The organism is Microbacterium enclense (assembly GCF_001456955.1).
Lineage (GTDB): Bacteria > Actinomycetota > Actinomycetes > Actinomycetales > Microbacteriaceae > Microbacterium > Microbacterium enclense.
In genome coordinates this window covers 21784-38565 of record NZ_KQ758471.1, presented here as the reverse complement: position 1 = coordinate 38565, position 16782 = coordinate 21784, and the positions used below count along the sequence as shown (strand labels likewise).

The 16782-nt window shown below is 72.2% G+C and carries 19 protein-coding genes; 12 read left to right on the top strand and 7 right to left on the bottom strand.

Annotated elements, in window-relative coordinates; all coding sequences use genetic code 11:
• The 4 genes from AS029_RS10350 to AS029_RS10335 all read right to left on the bottom strand — a co-directional run.
• On the bottom strand, positions 1-257 hold a 257-nt coding region (locus tag AS029_RS10350; RefSeq protein ID WP_194293692.1), incomplete at its 3' end, for a hypothetical protein.
• Positions 258-389: 132 nt separating this feature from the next.
• Positions 390-962 carry an HhH-GPD-type base excision DNA repair protein gene (locus AS029_RS10345; RefSeq protein WP_058232530.1) on the bottom strand — a complete coding sequence of 191 codons (573 nt, stop codon included), beginning with the start codon at positions 960-962 and terminating at the stop codon, positions 390-392.
• Positions 963-1014: 52 nt separating this feature from the next.
• Complete coding sequence (locus tag AS029_RS10340) at positions 1015-1296, bottom strand: hypothetical protein (RefSeq protein ID WP_139168088.1); 282 nt, start codon at positions 1294-1296, stop codon at positions 1015-1017.
• Between the two features lie 425 nt (positions 1297-1721).
• Positions 1722-3059 carry a glutamyl-tRNA reductase gene (locus AS029_RS10335; protein ID WP_058232528.1) on the bottom strand — a complete coding sequence of 446 codons (1338 nt, stop codon included), beginning with the start codon at positions 3057-3059 and terminating at the stop codon, positions 1722-1724.
• 100 nt (positions 3060-3159) lie between these two features.
• Between AS029_RS10335 and hemE the strand changes: the two genes are divergently transcribed.
• From hemE to AS029_RS10310, 5 genes are all read left to right on the top strand, one after another.
• The gene (gene hemE / locus AS029_RS10330; RefSeq protein WP_228375926.1) at positions 3160-4260 is read left to right on the top strand and encodes a uroporphyrinogen decarboxylase; all 1101 of its coding nucleotides are present in this window, start codon (positions 3160-3162) and stop codon (positions 4258-4260) included.
• Positions 4253-5758, top strand: coding sequence for a protoporphyrinogen/coproporphyrinogen oxidase (locus AS029_RS10325; protein WP_058232527.1), 1506 nt, complete (start codon positions 4253-4255; stop codon positions 5756-5758). Before hemE ends, AS029_RS10325 begins: the two co-directional genes overlap by 8 nt.
• Before the next feature lie 111 nt (positions 5759-5869).
• The gene (locus AS029_RS10320; RefSeq protein WP_058232526.1) at positions 5870-6271 is read left to right on the top strand and encodes a hypothetical protein; all 402 of its coding nucleotides are present in this window, start codon (positions 5870-5872) and stop codon (positions 6269-6271) included.
• Positions 6272-6276: 5 nt separating this feature from the next.
• Complete coding sequence (locus AS029_RS10315) at positions 6277-6687, top strand: phage holin family protein (protein ID WP_058232525.1); 411 nt, start codon at positions 6277-6279, stop codon at positions 6685-6687.
• Positions 6677-6955, top strand: a complete 279-nt coding sequence (locus AS029_RS10310; RefSeq protein ID WP_058232524.1) for a hypothetical protein — start codon at positions 6677-6679, stop codon at positions 6953-6955. The genes AS029_RS10315 and AS029_RS10310 overlap by 11 nt, the downstream gene beginning before the upstream one ends.
• A 260-nt stretch (positions 6956-7215) precedes the next feature.
• Here AS029_RS10310 and AS029_RS10305 read toward each other — a convergent pair whose 3' ends face one another.
• On the bottom strand, positions 7216-8004 hold the full coding sequence (locus AS029_RS10305) for a bestrophin-like domain (RefSeq protein ID WP_058232523.1): 789 nt from the start codon (positions 8002-8004) through the stop codon (positions 7216-7218).
• Between the two features lie 138 nt (positions 8005-8142).
• Between AS029_RS10305 and hemQ the strand changes: the two genes are divergently transcribed.
• The 7 genes from hemQ to cofD all read left to right on the top strand — a co-directional run bounded on the left by hemQ (position 8143) and on the right by cofD (position 14691).
• Positions 8143-8814 carry a hydrogen peroxide-dependent heme synthase gene (hemQ, locus tag AS029_RS10300; RefSeq protein ID WP_058232522.1) on the top strand — a complete coding sequence of 224 codons (672 nt, stop codon included), beginning with the start codon at positions 8143-8145 and terminating at the stop codon, positions 8812-8814.
• Complete coding sequence (hemC, locus tag AS029_RS10295; RefSeq protein ID WP_058232521.1) at positions 8811-9809, top strand: hydroxymethylbilane synthase; 999 nt, start codon at positions 8811-8813, stop codon at positions 9807-9809. Before hemQ ends, hemC begins: the two co-directional genes overlap by 4 nt.
• Complete coding sequence (locus AS029_RS10290; RefSeq protein ID WP_058232520.1) at positions 9806-10618, top strand: uroporphyrinogen-III synthase; 813 nt, start codon at positions 9806-9808, stop codon at positions 10616-10618. The genes hemC and AS029_RS10290 overlap by 4 nt, the downstream gene beginning before the upstream one ends.
• Entirely contained in the window at positions 10615-11598 is a 984-nt protein-coding gene (gene hemB, locus AS029_RS10285; RefSeq protein ID WP_058232519.1) for a porphobilinogen synthase, read from the top strand. Before AS029_RS10290 ends, hemB begins: the two co-directional genes overlap by 4 nt.
• A gap of 159 nt (positions 11599-11757) precedes the next feature.
• Entirely contained in the window at positions 11758-13098 is a 1341-nt protein-coding gene (hemL, locus tag AS029_RS10280) for a glutamate-1-semialdehyde 2,1-aminomutase (RefSeq protein ID WP_058232518.1), read from the top strand.
• Positions 13099-13511: 413 nt separating this feature from the next.
• On the top strand, positions 13512-13655 hold the full coding sequence (locus AS029_RS17615) for a hypothetical protein (RefSeq protein WP_167345257.1): 144 nt from the start codon (positions 13512-13514) through the stop codon (positions 13653-13655).
• 70 nt (positions 13656-13725) lie between these two features.
• On the top strand, positions 13726-14691 hold the full coding sequence (gene cofD / locus AS029_RS10270; RefSeq protein WP_058232516.1) for a 2-phospho-L-lactate transferase: 966 nt from the start codon (positions 13726-13728) through the stop codon (positions 14689-14691).
• A 54-nt stretch (positions 14692-14745) separates the two neighbouring features.
• Here the strand turns inward: cofD and cofC are convergent, their stop codons facing one another.
• Positions 14746-15381 (bottom strand): 2-phospho-L-lactate guanylyltransferase, encoded by a 636-nt coding sequence (cofC, locus tag AS029_RS10265; protein ID WP_058232515.1) that lies wholly within the window; start codon positions 15379-15381, stop codon positions 14746-14748.
• Positions 15382-15770: 389 nt separating this feature from the next.
• The gene (gene fgd / locus AS029_RS10260; RefSeq protein WP_058232514.1) at positions 15771-16781 is read right to left on the bottom strand and encodes a glucose-6-phosphate dehydrogenase (coenzyme-F420); all 1011 of its coding nucleotides are present in this window, start codon (positions 16779-16781) and stop codon (positions 15771-15773) included.
• Position 16782: the final 1 nt, after the last annotated feature.

The window sequence follows — 16782 nt, the reverse complement described above, 5'->3', positions numbered from 1 at the left end:
ACCATCGACGACTCGCCCTCTTGGAACGAGCGGTCCATGCCCGAGATGCCGCCGAGCACACCGTCGAGGGCGAGCTTCAGCTCGGAGGAGATCGCGTCGGTACGCGACTTGAACCGGTCGAACGCGGCGCGACCCGCGCCCTGGAACTGCCCCTCGAGCGGCTCGGCCGCCTCGAGCAGCTGGCGCACCAGCAGAGACAGCTCATCACTCGACCCCGAGGTTGCCTTCGTCAGCACGCCCAGCGTGTCTGACCCCATTGCGAACTTCACGAGAGCCCACCCTTCGTTCGTGAATCACGTGCAGAGAACTCGAAAACTGTAACCAGAGCCTCCCGGCCCGGAACGAAGATGAGAGAACTCTCCTTTTCGATTCACCCTGTGGAGGAGGGGTCAATCACCCGCCTTCGCCGCGGCCTTCGCGGCCCGCTTGTGCTCGCGCACCTTGCCCAGTGACTCCGGACTGACGATGTCGGCGACGGAGCGGAACGACCCGTCCTCGCCATAGGGGGCCGAGGCCTCGCGCCACCCGGCACCGGTGAATCCGCGCTGCTTCCCGAGGAGCGCGAGGAAGATCTTCGCCTTCTGCTCGCCGAAGCCGGGCAGCGCCTTGAGACGCTTCAGCACCGTCGCCCCGTCGGGGTCGTCACGGGTCCAGAGGGCGGCCGCATCCCCGCCCCAGTCCTCCTCGATCGCGACGCACAGCGCCTGCACGCGCTTGGCCATCGACCCCGGGAAGCGGTGCACGGCCGGCGACTGGGCGAATGCCGCAGCGAAGTCGTCGGGGTCGTCGTGCGCGATGGCGGCGGCATCCATCGACCCGGTGCGCTCCCGGATCTTGAGCGGGCCGGCGAAGGCCGTCTCCATCGCAACCTGCTGGTCGAGGAGCATACCGATCAGCAGGGCGAGCGGATTGCTCGACAAGAGCTCGTCGGCGGCGGGGTCGTCGGTGATGCGCAGACTCATGTCCCCATTCTCGCGCCGCGGAGGGGGAGGGAACAGCCGGGGAGTGCGTGGGTCAGTCGCGCTCGGCGATCCACTTCGCGGCGAAGGGCACCGCATCCATCGTCGCGACGTCGCGGGTGATCTCGTTCAACTGGTCGGTGAAGGCGCTGACGTCGCCCGGCGGCAGTCGCTTGACGACCGACCCGTCGACGTGGCGGATCACCACCTCGCTCACCGACGGCGCATCGCGGCCGGCGTCGAGCAGTCCCATCACGACGGTGCCGATCCATCGCAGCCCGTTGCGCGGGCGGTCTTCCCCCGCGACGGTGTAGACCTCGGATGCCGGTGTGCTCACGGCATCCATCCTGCCCGAGCCGCCCGCCACCTCGCGGACGGGAGGTGATTCGGGAAGGGGAGGGCGGATGCCGTGTCGGCGGTCCTCCGATCGCGGATCTTCCTCCGCTCGCTAGGCTCCTCCGGCTTGCGGCCGGTTCGGGCGCGGGGGTGGGCCCGGGAGGGAGGTGGGCCGGGGACGGGAGGTGATTCGGGGAGGGGAGGGCGGATGCCGCGTCGGCGGTCCTCCGCTCGCGGATCTTCCTCCGCTCGTCACCGTCCGGCGGCGAACGAGGCCCCGGCTCGGCGGGAGCCTCGACCCGCGTCGGCGATGCCGTGCTGGTCGAGCGGAGGCTTCGCCCCGCGAGGAACCGGGAGCCTCGACCCGCGCCGGCCATGCCGCGCTGGTCGAGCTCGGCGGCACGGCCCCATGAAGAGCCGGGAGCTTCAGCCCGCGTCGGCGATGCCGCGCTGGTCGAGCGCAGCGGGAGCGGCCGCGGGGTCGGTGACCTCGATGCCGAACAGCGCCGACAGCGCGTCGATGTACTCGTCGGCGCGGCCCGTCTCGGCGAGCTCGTGCGCTCGCGTCGTGGGGGTGTGCAGCAGCACGCCGACGAGGTGGCGGAGGGCCTGCTCGGTCTGCCCGCCCTCATCGCCCCGGGCGCGCACGCGCGCCACCTCGGCGTCGAGCACCCCGAACACGTGGGCGCGCAGCGCGACCACGGCGGGCGTGATGTTCTTGCGCTCGCCGACCGAGGTGAAGCGGCGGGCGGCGTCGCGTACGAGGTCGCGCGCGGCATCGGTCGCCTGCAGCTCTTCGAGCGGGGCGTGAAGGCGGATGGTCTCGAGATCCAGCAGGTCGACGCCCGCGACGGTCGCCACGTCGGGGTCGACGTTGCGGGGCAGGCCGAGGTCGATCACGAGGCGGCGCGCCGTGTGGTCGACCGGGCAGGCGCCGGACGTGACGGCCGTCTCGTACGCCCCGCGGCCGGCGGCGAACGTCGCCGCGCTCAGCACGTAGTGCTCGGCGGTCGTGCAGGTGATGACGAGGTCGGCGTGGGCGACGGCGGAGGGGAAGGTCTCGGCCGAGACCGCACGCAGCCCGTGCTTGAGGGCGAACTTCGCGGCGCGGCCCGACGGCGAGTGCACCGAGATGTCTTCGGCCCCCTGGTCGCGAAGAGCGGCGACCGTCGCGGCGGCGTAGGCGCCTGTGCCCACCAGCAGCACGCGTTGCGTCGACCAGTCGGCGATGCGGCTGTCGGCGAGCTCGAGGCCCAGGCGCACGAGCGAACGGCCGGCGCGACCGATGGCGGTGGAGTTCTTCACGCCGCGCTGCGCTTCGGAAGCGCGCTGGAACAGACGCTCCAGTTCGGCCGAGGTGGTGCCGAGCTTTCGCGACTCGGTGAGGGCGCGGCGCACCTGGCCCGCGATCTCGCCCTCGCCGACGACGACGGATTCGAGTCCGGATGCCACCGAGAACAGGTGCTCGGCGACCTCGCTGCCACCGAGGACGGTGTACCCGCCCTCGAGCTCGCTCGCGGGAACGCCGGTGGCCGCCTCGATCGCGGCGAGGGTGGCTTCGATGCCGAGCGCGACGGCCGCGGTGACGGGCTCGTCCATGTCGACGTACGCCTCGAAACGGTTGCAGGTCGCGACGACCACGGCTCCCTGCACGCACTCGTCGTGCGCGGCGATCAGCGGGGCGACGGGGGTGCTGGGTACGCTGAGCCGCTCGAGGAGCTCGAAGGACGCGGTCTTGTGACTCGCGCTGACGCACAACAACACGCTCTTATTCTACGCCCGGGCCCCGCGGGGTATTCCGGGCGGCCTCTCGACGTCAAGGCATCCCCCTTCGGTCACAGGGGCGAATGGGAGGATGGATGCCATGGCCTCCCTCGATGCACCCCTCCTCCGTGCCCTCCGCGGCGACCGCCCCGAAAGGCAGCCGGTGTGGTTCATGCGGCAGGCGGGGCGCTCGCTGCCGGAGTACCGGGAGCTGCGGGTCGGCACGCGCATGCTCGACGCCTGTCTGACCCCCGACCTCGCGGCCGAGATCACGCTGCAGCCGATCCGCCGCCATGACGTGGATGCCGCCATCTTCTTCAGCGACATCGTCGTGCCGCTGCGTCTGGCCGGTGTCGACGTGGTGATCGAGCCCGGTCGCGGTCCCGTCTTCGCCGATCCCGTGCGCACGGCCGACGACGTCGCGCGCATCACCGCGATCGATCCCGCCGAGGTGGCCGCGGCCGCCGAGCCGGTGCGCGAGGCCGCCCGGCGCGTGGTCGCCGAGCTGAGCGAGTCCGTCCCCCTGATCGGGTTCGCGGGCGCGCCCTTCACGCTCGCGGCGTACCTCGTCGAGGGCGGCCCGAGCAAGGAGCACCTGCGCGCCCGCGGCATGATGCACGCCGACCCGGCGTCGTGGCACCGCCTGGCGGGGTGGCTCGCGAAGGTGTCGCGCGCGTTCCTCGACGCGCAGATCGACGGCGGGGCCCAGGCCGTGCAGCTCTTCGATTCGTGGGCCGGATCGCTCTCTCCGGCGACCTTCCGCGAGTTCATCGCGCCGCACTCGCACGAAGCGCTCGCGGGCATCGAGGTGCCCCGCATCCACTTCGGCGTCGGCACCGGGGCGTTCCTCGACGACATGCGCCTCGGCGGTCTCGCCGACGCGGTGGGTGTCGACTGGCGGATGCCGCTCGACGAGGCCGCGGCCCTCGTCGGCCCCGACGTGACGCTGCAGGGCAACATCGACCCCGCGCTGCTCGGCGCTCCCTGGCCGGTGCTCCGAGCCCACGTCGACGACGTGCTCGCGCGCGGCCGCGCGGCGCGCGCCCACATCCTCAACCTCGGCCACGGCGTGCCGCCCGACACCGACCCCGACGTGCTGACCCGCATCGTCGCGCACGCGCACGGGCACGACCCGTCCCCCTCAGTCGGCGCGTTCGCCGCGGGCGACGACACGGTGGGCGGGGCGCGCGGGCATGAGTGAGGCGCTCGACCGTCTCGTGAAGCACGCGCACGAGACGCGCGTGATCGTCGTCGGCGGCGGGATCGCCGGACTCGTCGCCGCCCGCGAGTGCGCCAAGGTCGGCCTGCAGGTCACGGTCCTCGAGGCGTCCGACGTCTTCGGCGGGGTCCTGCGCACCGCCCAGGTCGGAGGGCTCACGCTCGACGTGGGGGCCGAGAGCTACGCCACCCGCGGCGGTGTCGTGCGCGAGCTGCTCGCCGAGCTGCGCCTGACCGACGCGATCGTGACACCGAATCCCGCGGGGGCGTGGGTGGCCGGCGTCCCCGGCGTCGGGGCGGCGCCGCTGCCGAAGGGCGGGGTGCTCGGCATCCCCGACAATCCGTTCGCGCCCGACGTGCGGCGCATCATCGGCTGGTCGGGCGCGTGGCGCGCCTACGTCGATCGTCTGCGACCGCCCCTGACCATCGGTCACGCCCACAACCTCGGCAAGCTCGTGCGCTCGCGCCTGGGCGCGCGCGTGCTCGACCGCCTCGTCGCCCCCGTCACGAGCGGCGTGTACTCCGCGCGGCCCGACGACATCGACGTCGACCTCGCGGCCCCCGGACTCAACGCCGCACTCACCCGCACCGGGTCGCTCACGGGAGCCGTCGCCGAGTTGCGCCACCGGCGAACCGGAGCGCGTCCCGCCGACGCCCCGGCATCCGATGTGCCCGTCGCCTCCGGCTCGGCGAAGGCCCCGGCCCCGGGTGGCGCCGTCGAGGGTCTCGCGGGCGGCATGTCGCGTCTCGTCGATGCGCTCGTCGCCGACCTCCGCGAGAACGGTGCCGACCTGCGCACCGGCGTCGCCGCCGAGAGCCTCACGCGAACCGAAGGCATGTGGTCGGTGACGACCTCGACCGACGACGAGCCCCTCGCCGCCCGTGCCGTCATCGTCGCCCTTCCCGAGGGGCCGGCACGGACGCTGCTCGCCCCGGTGGTCCCCGGACTCGAGCCCGGCGAGCCGATCGCCCCGGTCGTCGAGGTGGTGACCCTGGTGGTGAACGCCCCCGTGCTCGACCGCGCCCCGCGGGGAACCGGCGTGCTGACGGTGCCCGGCAGCCACACCGCCAAGGCCCTCACCCATTCGAGCGCGAAGTGGGACTGGGTTCGGGATGCCACCGAGCCCGGCATCCACGTCGTGCGCGTCTCGTTCGGAGCGCAGGGCGAAGAACCCGCCACCGCGGCCCTCGACGACGACGCCGCGGCAGGCCTCGCCCTGGCGGAGGCCGCCGCACTCCTGGGCGTCGAGCTGCCGGCATCCGCCCTCGTCGCCTCCCATCGCTCGCGCTACGTGCAGTCGCAGCCGGCCGCCACCATCGGTCGCGCCGCCGTCACCGCCGCCGCGCGCGGTGCGGTGCGAGCCGTGCCGGGCCTCGGTGCGACGGGCGCGTGGATCGCCGGCACGGGGTTGGCCCAGGTCATCCCCGACGCGCGCGGCGAGGCCGATCGGGTGCGCAGCGCCGCGCTCTGGCAGAGCTGAGCACCGTCGCGATCGACCATGCGCGCGCCGGTGTCAAGGGTGGATGCCCGAGACGGCATACATGACTACTGTGAGACTCGACCAGCACTCGATCGAGCGTGAGGAGACCCCATGAGGGGCAAAGCAGCACTCGTCGTCGGACTCGTGGCGGGCTACGTGCTCGGAGCACGCGCCGGCCGCCAGCGGTACGAGCAGATCAAGGAGCAGGCCGACAAGGTCTGGAGCCAGCCCGCCGTCCAGGGACAGGTCGAGAAGGTGAAGGCGCTCGGCGTCTCGGCTCTCAAGTCCGTTCCGGGAGTCGTGTGGAAGGGCGCGAAGTCGGTCACCGGCGCGGCCTCGGGCTCGGGCACCGTGCAGGAACGCGCGGAGCGCGCCGGACGCGCGGCCAAGCAGTCGGCCCACGAGGTCGCCGACGTGGTCGAAGACTCCGTCGACGACGCCAAGCAGGCCGAGAAGACGGCCACCGCGCGGGCCAAGGCGGCCCAGAGCGGCTCCGACGCGTCGGGAAGCTGACGCGCATGACGACTCCCCGCGGATTCCGCGACCGCTCGGACGACAGCATCTTCGAGCTGATCGGCGACATCCCCGAGCTGGTGCGAAACCTCGTCGTCGCCGAGATCAACGGTGCGAAGGCGTGGGCGCAGCGCACGGCCAAGGATGCCGGGATCGGTGCCGGCTGGTTCGTCGGCGCCCTGGTCGTGCTGTTCTGGGCCGTGCCGGTGTTCTTCGCCTTCGTCATCGCCGGGCTGTCGTCGTGGTGGCCCGTCTGGCTGTCGGCCCTCGTGGTCTTCGGCGTCATGGTCGTGATCACCGCGATCCTGGCGCTGCTGGGCTACCTGCGGTTCAAGAAGCTGTCGAACCGCGAGAACCCGGGCAAGGCCATCGCCGAAGACGTCCGCATCGTCAAGGAGGCCCGCGATGAGTATTGAGCGTCCCGTCCCCGTGCCGCGCACCGCGGTGCCGCTGGGCATCAGCGACCCGGTGGAGTCGGCGCGCGCCGAACTGAAGGCGGCGCTGGCGGCCATCGAGGTCAAGGCAAACGTTCCGCGCCGTGCGAGCGACGCCGTCGACCGCACGATCGCCGACGTGCGCGCCAAGGCGCAGCGCAATCCCGGCGCCGCCGCGGCGGCCGTCGCGGGTGTGGCGGTGGCCGTCGGCCTCGCCGTGTGGGGGATCGTCAACGCCTACACGCGCTGACATTCTGCGGAAGCGGCCCGTTCCCCGATGGGGGCGGGCCGCTTCGCCGTTCGCAGCGGGGAAGGCGGCTGAGCTCGTCGAAGTCTCCGGGCGTGAGGTGGGTCCCGGTCCCTTCGACGGGCTCAGGGACCTCCGCCACGGCTCGCGAATCGGCGCCCACGGGAAGGCGGCTGAGCTCGTCGAAGTCTCCGGGCGTGAGGTGGGTCCCGGTCCCTTCGACGGGCTCAGGGACCTCCGCCACGGAGGCGGCGGCACCCCGGTCACGGCTCGTCGGCGAACAGGCCCTTCAACAGGTCTTCGAAGTACTCCGGCGTCACCGCGATCGGACCGGCGTACGCGTGGTCGAACCCGGCGATGGCGTACAGCAGCAGCGCGACGAACAGGGCCAGCATCCCCGACATCAGCAGGTGCACCCGCAGATTCCGCACCTCGATGAGGCCGATGAGGATGGCGTTCAGCACCGCCCCGACGGCGAGCACGATCCACAGCACGCTCGGCAGCGCCAGGTGCGTGAGCGCGATGCGCTCGCGACGGTTCTCGACGAGCATGTGGAACTGGTCGAGCGACTGCTGCACGTAGAGGATCTCGGCCGGTGACGTCGGCTGCACGGCGGCGATCGACTGCTGCATCGCCGTGATGTTGGCATCCGTCTCGGCGGGGATCTCGAGCCGGCGCTGCATCGGCCAGTCCAGGTCGATCACGTCGCGCGTGTATTGATTGATCTGCTGCTGCACCTGGCTCGACTCGGGTTCGGGCAGCAGCGCCGCCGTGCGGTACAGCGCCGCCAACGTCGACGACTCCTCGAGCACGACGCCGTCGACCTCGGTGAAATTGCCGTAGGCGGCTGCCGCGATGAGCGCGAGGGTCACGCCGTAGAAGACGCCGTACGCGCCGACCGCGTAGCTGAGCACGCGATCCCATTCGTCACCCTGCGGTGCGACCGCCGAGACCCACTTGCGCAGGATGAGCAGGATGCCGCAGGATCCGCCGACCACGACCACGATGAAGATCGGCAGGCCGATGGACATCGGCAGGTCGTACAGCCACATCGCGCACCCCTTCGCGCGGCATCCCCCGACGCCGTCGTCGCACAGTACCAATGCGGGGCGACGCGGCGCACCTGCCGGTCGTCCACCGGTGAGTCAACCGGTTTGGCCCGCCGCCGCGGCGAGACGAGACTAGGAGTCATGTCCCACGACAGCGACTCTTCCGTGTACACCCTGTGGGCGGTCTTCCGCCGCAATCCCGCGAACCCCGTCACCGCCGTCGACGCCACCGAACTCTCCGACCTGGTCTCGCTCGTCGAGGCCGACGGGGTCACGGTGCGCGGTTTCTACGACGTCAGCGGCCTGCGCGCCGATGCCGACCTGATGGTCTGGCTGCACGGCGAAGACCCCCAGGCCCTGCAGCGCGACCTGCGCCGCCTGCGCCGCACCGAGCTGCTGAAGAACCTCCTGCCGACGTGGAACGCCATGGGCGTGCACCGCGACGCCGAGTTCAACCGCTCGCACGTTCCCGGCTTCCTCCGCGGCATCGAGGCGCAGCAGTGGCTGTGCCTGTACCCGTTCGTGCGCAGCTACGAGTGGTACTTGCTGCCCGAGGCGGAGCGTCGCGAGATGCTCATGGAGCACGGCAAGAAGGGCTCGGCCTACAAGGGCGTCATCGCCAACACGGTGGCATCCTTCGCCCTCGGCGACTACGAGTGGCTCCTGCCCATGGAGGCCGACGTGCTCACCGACCTCGTCGACATGATGCGCGACCTGCGCTACACCAAGGCTCGTCGCCACGTGCGCGAGGAGGTGCCGTTCTACACCGGCCGTCTGGTCACGCTCGACGAGATCCCCGAGATCCTGCAGTGAGCGCGCCCCTGCGGCTCGGCACGCGGCGCAGCGCCCTGGCGATGACCCAGTCGCAGATGGTCGCCGACGCGGTCTCGGCGGCATCCGGTCGCGACGTCGAACTCGTGCCGATCGTGTCGGAGGGCGACGTCAACCGGGCGTCGCTGTCGCAATTGGGCGGGCGCGGCGTCTTCGCCAACGGTCTGCGCGAGGCGCTCGCCGCCGATCGCTGCGACTTCCTCGTGCACTCGCTGAAAGACCTGCCGACCCTGCAGCCCGACGGGCTCGTCATCGCGGCGACGCCGGCGCGAGAAGACGCGCGCGACGTCGTCGTGACGCGCGACGGCGCACCGCTCGGCGCGCTCCCGCCGGGCTCGCGCGTCGGCACCGGCTCGCCCCGTCGCATCGCCCAGGCGCTGCGGCACAATCCGCGCCTCGACATCCACGACATCCGCGGCAACGTCGACTCCCGACTCGCGCGGGTGCGCGACGGAGAACTGGATGCCGTCATCCTCGCGGCCGCGGGCATCTCGCGCCTCGGCGGCGACCTCGGCGGACTGCACGCCGAAGAACTGGGCCTGGCCGAGTGGCCCACCGCTCCCGGCCAGGGCTCGCTCGCCGTGGAGACCCGCACCGACATCGACCCCGAGATCCTGGCCGCACTCGCCCAGCTCGACGACGAGCACACGCGCGTCGCCGTCACCGCGGAGCGCACGGTGCTGTCGGCGCTGGATGCCGGGTGCAGCGCGCCCGTGGGCACGCACGCCGCGATCGCCGACGGAGACCTGCGCCTGCGTGCCATCGTCTACGCGCTCGACGGTTCGCATCGGATCGGCATCGACCGGACGGTGCGTCTCGACACGGGGTATGCTCGGGAACCTGGCAGTGGCAATGATGCGGATGCTGCCGACGACGGGGGATCCATCACGCGTGCTGCGCGGGTGGGCCGAGAAGCCGCGCGTCGGTTGCTCGAACGCGGGGCGGCCGACCTGGTACCACGAGAGTCGACCACATGAATGAAGGCCACTGGCACACGCCGAACCCGACGACGGGCAGCGTGCCCAAGCCGCTCTCCGGGCGGCGCGTGCTCGTTCCGCGGGGCGGTCCGTGGGGCGACGGCGTCGCGGCGCGTCTGCGTCAGCTCGGTGCCGTTCCGGTCATCGCCCCGTTGATCAACTTCGCGCCGACGAACGATCAGGCCACCCTCGACGAGGCGCTCGCCGATCTCGCCGCGGGTGCCTTCGACTGGCTCACGCTCACCAGCGCCACCACGGTCGACGTGCTCTACGCCTACAAGGCGGTCATCCCGGCGCACACACGTGTCGCCGTCGTCGGTGAGACGACGGCCGCGGCGATGCAGGCCGTCGGCTACCGCGTCGACCTCGTGCCCGAGCGCGACAACTCCGCGCAGGGGATGGCCGAGCAGATGATCGATCTCGAATCCTCGCCGCGCAAGGTGCTCACCCTGCGCAGCGAGATCGCCAAGCCGGTGCTCACGCGCCTCCTCATCGAGGCCGGCCACGATGTGCGCAGCGTCGTGGCGTACCGCACCGTCGGCGTCCCGGTCAGCGAGAAGATCGCCGGCGACGTGCACTCGGGCCGCATCAACGCGATCCTCGTCACCAGCGGTTCGGTCGCCGAACAGGTCGTCGAGCAGTTCCCCGACATCCCGGCATCCACCGTCATCGCCGCCATCGGACCCCGCACCGCGAAGGATGCCAAGCGTGCCGGGCTCAGCGTCGACGTCGTCGCCGAACGGCAGACGGTCGACGCACTCATCGAGGCGGTCGCCCGCTTCCCCGTCCCCACCGAATCGACCCCATGAGCTTTCCCGAGCACCGCCCGCGGCGTCTGCGCCGCACTCCCGCCGTCCGCCGCCTCGCCCGCGAGACCCACCTCGTGCCGTCGCAGCTCGTGCTGCCGATGTTCGTGCGCGAGGGCATCACCGAGCCGAGCCCCATCGGCTCGATGCCCGGCATCGTGCAGCACTCGCTCGACTCGCTGCGCCGCGCGGCGGCCGAGGCGGCCGAGGAGCGCATCGGCGGCGTCATGCTGTTCGGCGTGCCCGAGACGCGCGATGCGGTGGGTTCGGGGGCCGACGACCCGAATGGCATCCTGAATCGCGCCACCGAGGCGGTCGTCGCCGAGGTGGGCGATGCGCTCGTCGTGCAGACCGACCTGTGCCTCGACGAGTTCACCGACCACGGGCACTGCGGCGTCCTTCGGGCCGACGGGTCCGTCGACAATGACGCGACCCTCGAGCGCTACACCGCGATGGGGCTGGCGCAGGCGCGCGCGGGCTCGGCGATGCTGGGCCTGTCGGGGATGATGGACGGTCAGGTCGGCGCGGTGCGCGAAGCCCTGGATGCCGAGGGCTTCACCGACACGCTGATCCTGGCGTACTCCGCCAAGTACGCGGGCGCCTTCTACGGGCCCTTCCGCGAGGCCGTCGACTCGCAGCTGAAGGGCGATCGTCGCTCGTATCAGCTCGACCCGGGCAACGGCCGCGAGGGGGTGCGCGAAGCGCTTCTCGACGTCGAAGAGGGCGCCGACGTGGTCATGGTCAAGCCGGCGCTGCCGTACCTCGACGTGCTCGCCGACGTGCGCGCCTCGGTCGATGTTCCGGTCTGGGCCTACCAGGTGTCGGGCGAGTACGCGATGGTCGAAGCCGCCGCCGCGCACGGCTGGATCGACCGCCGCGGCGCGATCCTCGAGAGCCTGCTCGGCATCCGTCGCGCCGGCGCCGACGCGATCCTGACGTACTGGGCGGTCGAGGCCGCCCGCTGGCTGCGCGCCGAGCTGTAGCCCGGCCGCCGGCGCGCGCTCGCGCGGTGGCGTGAGTCGCCAAAAAGTGTCGCTTCGGCCACCTCCGAGGCGACAATTCTTGGCGACTCACGCGGGTGAGCGGCCGGGAAGCTGATCTGCGCGGAGCCGATGGCGACGCGCGCCGAAAGAATGGATGCCATGACCGATCTCAACGACCAGTGGTTCGCCCGCGCCAAAGACGTCATCCCGGGCGGGGTCAACTCGCCCGTGCGCGCTTACGGGTCGGTCGGCGGCACGCCGCGATTCGTACAGTCGGCCTCCGGCCCGCGGATCACGGATGCCGCGGGTCGCGAGTACGTCGACCTGGTGGCCTCGTGGGGTCCGGCACTCCTCGGCCACGCGCACCCCGAGGTCGTCGGGGCGGTGCAGGCAGCGGCATCCCGGGGTCTGTCGTTCGGTGCTCCCACGGGGGCCGAGGTGGAGCTGGCAGACCTCATCGCCCAGCGGGTGCAGGTCGACGACCTGAGGCCGATCGAGAAGGTGCGTCTGGTGTCGACCGGCACCGAGGCGACGATGACGGCCATCCGCCTCGCGCGCGGCGTCACCGGCCGAGACCTGCTCATCAAGTTCGCCGGGCACTACCACGGGCACTCCGACGGGCTGTTGGCCGCCGCGGGCTCGGGGGTCGCGACACTCGCGCTGCCCGGATCGGCGGGCGTTCCCGCGCCGATCGCCGCGCAGACCCTCGTGCTGCCCTACAACGACCTCGACGCGGTGCGCGAGGCGTTCGAGGTGCACGGACAGAACATCGCCGCGATCATCGTCGAGGCGGCATCCGCCAACATGGGCGTCGTGCCGCCGCTGCCCGGCTTCAACGCCGCGCTCGCCGACATCGCGCACGGCAACGGTGCGCTGCTCATCATGGACGAGGTGCTCACCGGCTTCCGCGTGCACCCCGCCGGGTTCTGGGGTCTGCAGGCCTCGCAGAGCGAGCGGTACCTGCCCGACATCCTCACCTACGGCAAGGTCGTCGGCGGAGGGATGCCGCTGGCCGCCCTCGCCGGCCGCGCCGAGGTCATGGACCACCTCGCCCCGCTGGGCCCGGTCTACCAGGCGGGCACGCTGTCGGGAAACCCGCTCTCGGTGGCCGCGGGTCTCGCGACGCTGCGGCTCGCGACGCCCGAGGTGTACGCGGCCGTCGACGCCGCCGCCACCCGAGTCGCCGACGCGCTCGGTGCCGCGCTGACGGCCGAGGGGGTCGTGCACGCCGTTCCCCGCGCGGGGTCGCTGTTCGGCGTGGCGTTCCTGCCCGAGGCGCCGCGCGACTACGCCACGGCGCTCACGCAGCAGTCGTACCGGTACGCCGCGTTCTTCCACTCGATGCTGGATGCCGGCGTCTCGCTGCCCCCGAGCGTGTTCGAGGCGTGGTTCCTCACCGCCGCGCACGACGAGACGGCGCTCGCGCAGGTGCTCGACGCTCTGCCGGCGGCGGCGAAGGCCGCGGCGGAGGCCCTGGATCCGACGCTGCTCGCGCAGTAGCGCCGGCCCGGCCGGGGCGTTCCGCAGGCGCGGTGCGGCGGTGCGGGCGCCGGGGTGCGGGCGCCAGGGATGCGGGGTCGGGGTGCAGGCGCCAGGGATGCGGGCGCCAGGGGTGCGGGCGCCGGGGATGCGGGCGGCAGGAATACGGGGTCGGGGTGCGGGCGCCGGGGATGCGGGCGCAAGGCTGCGGGGTCGGGATGCGGGCCCTGCACGACTACGGCAGACGTACGGCGGCATCCGGTGATACCCGCGAGATTCCGGGCGCGACGTCGCAGAGGACGCGTGGATCGCAGGAGTTCTGCGCGGTCTCGTGGTCTCGGCAGCGCCTTCCAGCGGTGATCTCATCCGCTGGAGGGACGCGCATGGTCCTTGGGGCCGATGCGGTCGCGATGTCGCGCGACGAGGCTGGATGCATGACCGAGAGCCGATTCAGCCCCGCACCCGCCCCCCGCGCCGTGTCGACCGTCTTCTCGCGCATCGCCGCGCTGTGGCCGACCTCGATGGCTCCGCGCCGCCACCGCGCGACGTGGCAGCCGCGCGCGCGCCGTCTGGCGTGAGCCTGCGTCGCAGGTGCCGAGGCGCATGCGGGAACCCCTCCCGAGGCGATCGCGGTGGAAGACTGGACGGATGGTCTCTCCTCAGCCCCGTGTCGTCGTGCTCGCCGGTGGAGTCGGGGGGTCGAAGTTCACCCTCGGCGTGCGCGCCGCGCTCCGTGCCCTGGGCGCACCCGAGGCCACCGTCGTCGTCAACACCGGCGACGACCTGTGGCTGTCGGGCGTGCGACTGCAGCCCGACGTCGACTCGATCACGTACGCGCTCGCCGGCGTGAACGACACCGAGCGCGGCTGGGGTCGCGCGGGTGACACCGAGCGCGTCAACGAGGAGCTGCAGGCCTGGGGCGCGGGCTGGCCGTGGTTCACGCTCGGCGACCTCGACCTCGGCACGCACCTCGCCCGCACCGGGTGGATCCGTGAGGGGCTCACCCCGACCCAGGTGCTCGCGCGCATGGCGGAGCGGTGGCCGCTCGGCATCCGGATGCTCCCCATGACCGACAGCGAGGTCGATACGCACGTGCTGCTGGAGGACGGGGGGCGTCTGCACTTCCAGGAGTGGTGGACGCGTCATCGCGCGCAACTCACACCTCGCGCCTTCGAGAACCCCGGGATCGCGGATGCCGTGCCCGCACCCGGGGTGACGGATGCCATCGCGGGGGCCGACGTGGTGCTGCTGGCGCCGTCGAATCCCGTCGTCTCGATCGGCCCGATCATCGCGGTGCCGGGTGTGCGCGAGGCTCTGCGTGCGACGTGGGCCCGGGTGGTGGGGGTGTCGCCGATCATCGGCGGGCGTGTCGTGCGCGGGATGGCGGATGTGTGCCTCACGGCGATCGGCGTCGAGACGTCGGCCGCCGCGGTGGCGCGACTATACGGCGCGCGCTCCGCCGGCGGGGTGCTCGACGCGTGGCTGCTGGCCGAGGAAGATGCGACGGCCGCAGCGGAGGTCGAGGCGAGCGGGGTGCGAGCGGTCGTCGCGCCCCTGTGGATGCGCGACGAGCAGACGACGGCGGCGATCGCGGAGGCGGCGCTGCGGGCCTGAGCGGCGGGGCGCGCGGGGCGGTCGGCGCGGCGACCGCCAGCGCACCCTCGCGGGTCAGGCCGCGGCAGCGGCCAGCACGGCCGACGTGCGCGCACCGACGCCGAGTGCCACGGCCTCCGACAGTTGGGCGGCGGTGTCGACGTCACGGCGCAGGGTCGACTCGCGGTCGACGGCGAGGTCTGTGCAGCCGAGCAGGCGGTGACGGGCGGCGGAGTCCTTACCGAACGCCGACACCCACACCGCCCCGGCGCGGGCGGTGACGAGCGTGGAGCCGGTGGCCTCGGCATCCGGAACCAGACCGCGCTCGACGGATGCCGCGAGCTCCAGCGCGTGATCGAGATCGGCGGGGCGAAGGGCGGGAAGGTCGCCGAGGAGCGCGGCGCGTGGCGTGCCTTGTCCGGCGGAGGCGGCGCCGAGGGCGATGGCGGCGTCGAGGCCACGCCTATCGCCCTCTGCAACGACCTCGACGGCGCGGGCACGGCGGAGTTCGACGCGGACGCCCGCGTCGTCTGTGACGACGAGCACCCGGGCGACGTGGGCGGCCCCGGCGGCGGCGTTGATCGTGTCGAGGGCGATGGCGCGAGCGAGGGCCTCGCGGTCGGTGCCGACGCCGGCCAGGCGCGATTTGCCCACGGCGGCGGGTTTGACCGGGACGATGATGGTCCAGCCGGAGGCGTCGGTGGTGCTCACGGATCCATTGTGCGTCGGGGTGCCGACATTCGCGGATGGGGGTAGCGGGCGCGTCCGGGATCGTGCATTCGGGTCGGAGGGCTGCGGCCCGGGGCGTGCGCCTCGGCGGAGCGGGGGTGAGCTGCGGCCCTGGTGTGCACGACGGCGGAGTTCGAGAGGGAAACGCCGCTGTGTGCGCAACGGCGGAGTTCGGGCGCGAAACGCCGTGCGGATGGGGTCGGTGGCGGCGTGTCGATCGAGAACCCCGCCGTTGTGCACGCCGAGGTCTGGGCGGGCGACCGCTCAGCTGCGGTGAGCACGAGCGGCCCCTCAACGGGTGTGCGCGGGCGACCCCGGCCGCGGGTGCGCGCAGCCCGCGGGAGACCGCGGCCGCGGCCCCCGAAACCCCCTCAGGCGAAGCGCTTGCGCAGGCGGGGGAGGATCTCGTCGCCGTACATGCGCAGGAACTCTTCCTGGTCGTGACCGGGATCGTGGAACACGAGGTGGCGGAAGCCGAGGTCGACGTACCGCGCGATGCGCTCGACGTGCTCGTCGGGGTCGGTCGAGACGATGAAGCGGGATGCCGCGCGCTCGATCGGCAGCTCGTTCGCGAGACGCTGCATCTCGATGGGGTCGTGCACGCTCATCTTCTCTTCGGCGGTGAGGGCGAGCGGGGCCCAGAAGCGGGTCTTCTCCAGCGCGGTGTCGCGGTCGGGGTGGTACGACACCTTCACCTCCATGAGGGTGTCGACGTCGTCGCGGGTGCGACCGGCCTTGGCGAGGCCGTCGTCGAGGGCGGGAAGGAGCTTGTCGGTGTAGAGCTCGGGGTCTTTGCCGCTCGTGGTGATGTAACCCTCGGCGATGCGGCCGGCGAGGCGCGTCGCGGCGGGACCGGAGGCGCCGATGTAGATCGGCACCTTCTGCGAGGGGCGGTCGTAGATGGTGGCATCCTTCACCGAGTAGTAGGTGCCCTCGTAGGTGACCCGCTCGCCCGCCCAGAGCTCGTTGATGATCGTGATGGCCTCTTTGAGACGCTGGAAGCGCTCCGGCGGCTCGGGCCACTCCAGGCCGAGGGTCACTTCGTTCAGCGCCTCGCCCGTGCCGACGCCGAGCACGACACGACCGGGGTACATCACGCCGAGGGTGGCGAACACCTGGGCGATGACGCCGGGGTGATAGCGGAACGTCGGGGTGAGCACGCTCGTGCCGATGATCACGCGCTGGGTGCGGGCGCCGAGGGCACCGAGCCAGGGCAGGGCATTGGGGGCGTGGCCGCCGTCGTGCATCCACGGCTGCAGGTGATCCGAGAGGAAGACGGAGTCGAAGCCCACCTCCTCCGCCAGCACACCGAAGTCGAGCAGCTCGTTGGGTCCGAACTGTTCGCTCGAGGCCTTGTAGCCGAATCTCAGCGGAACGCTCATG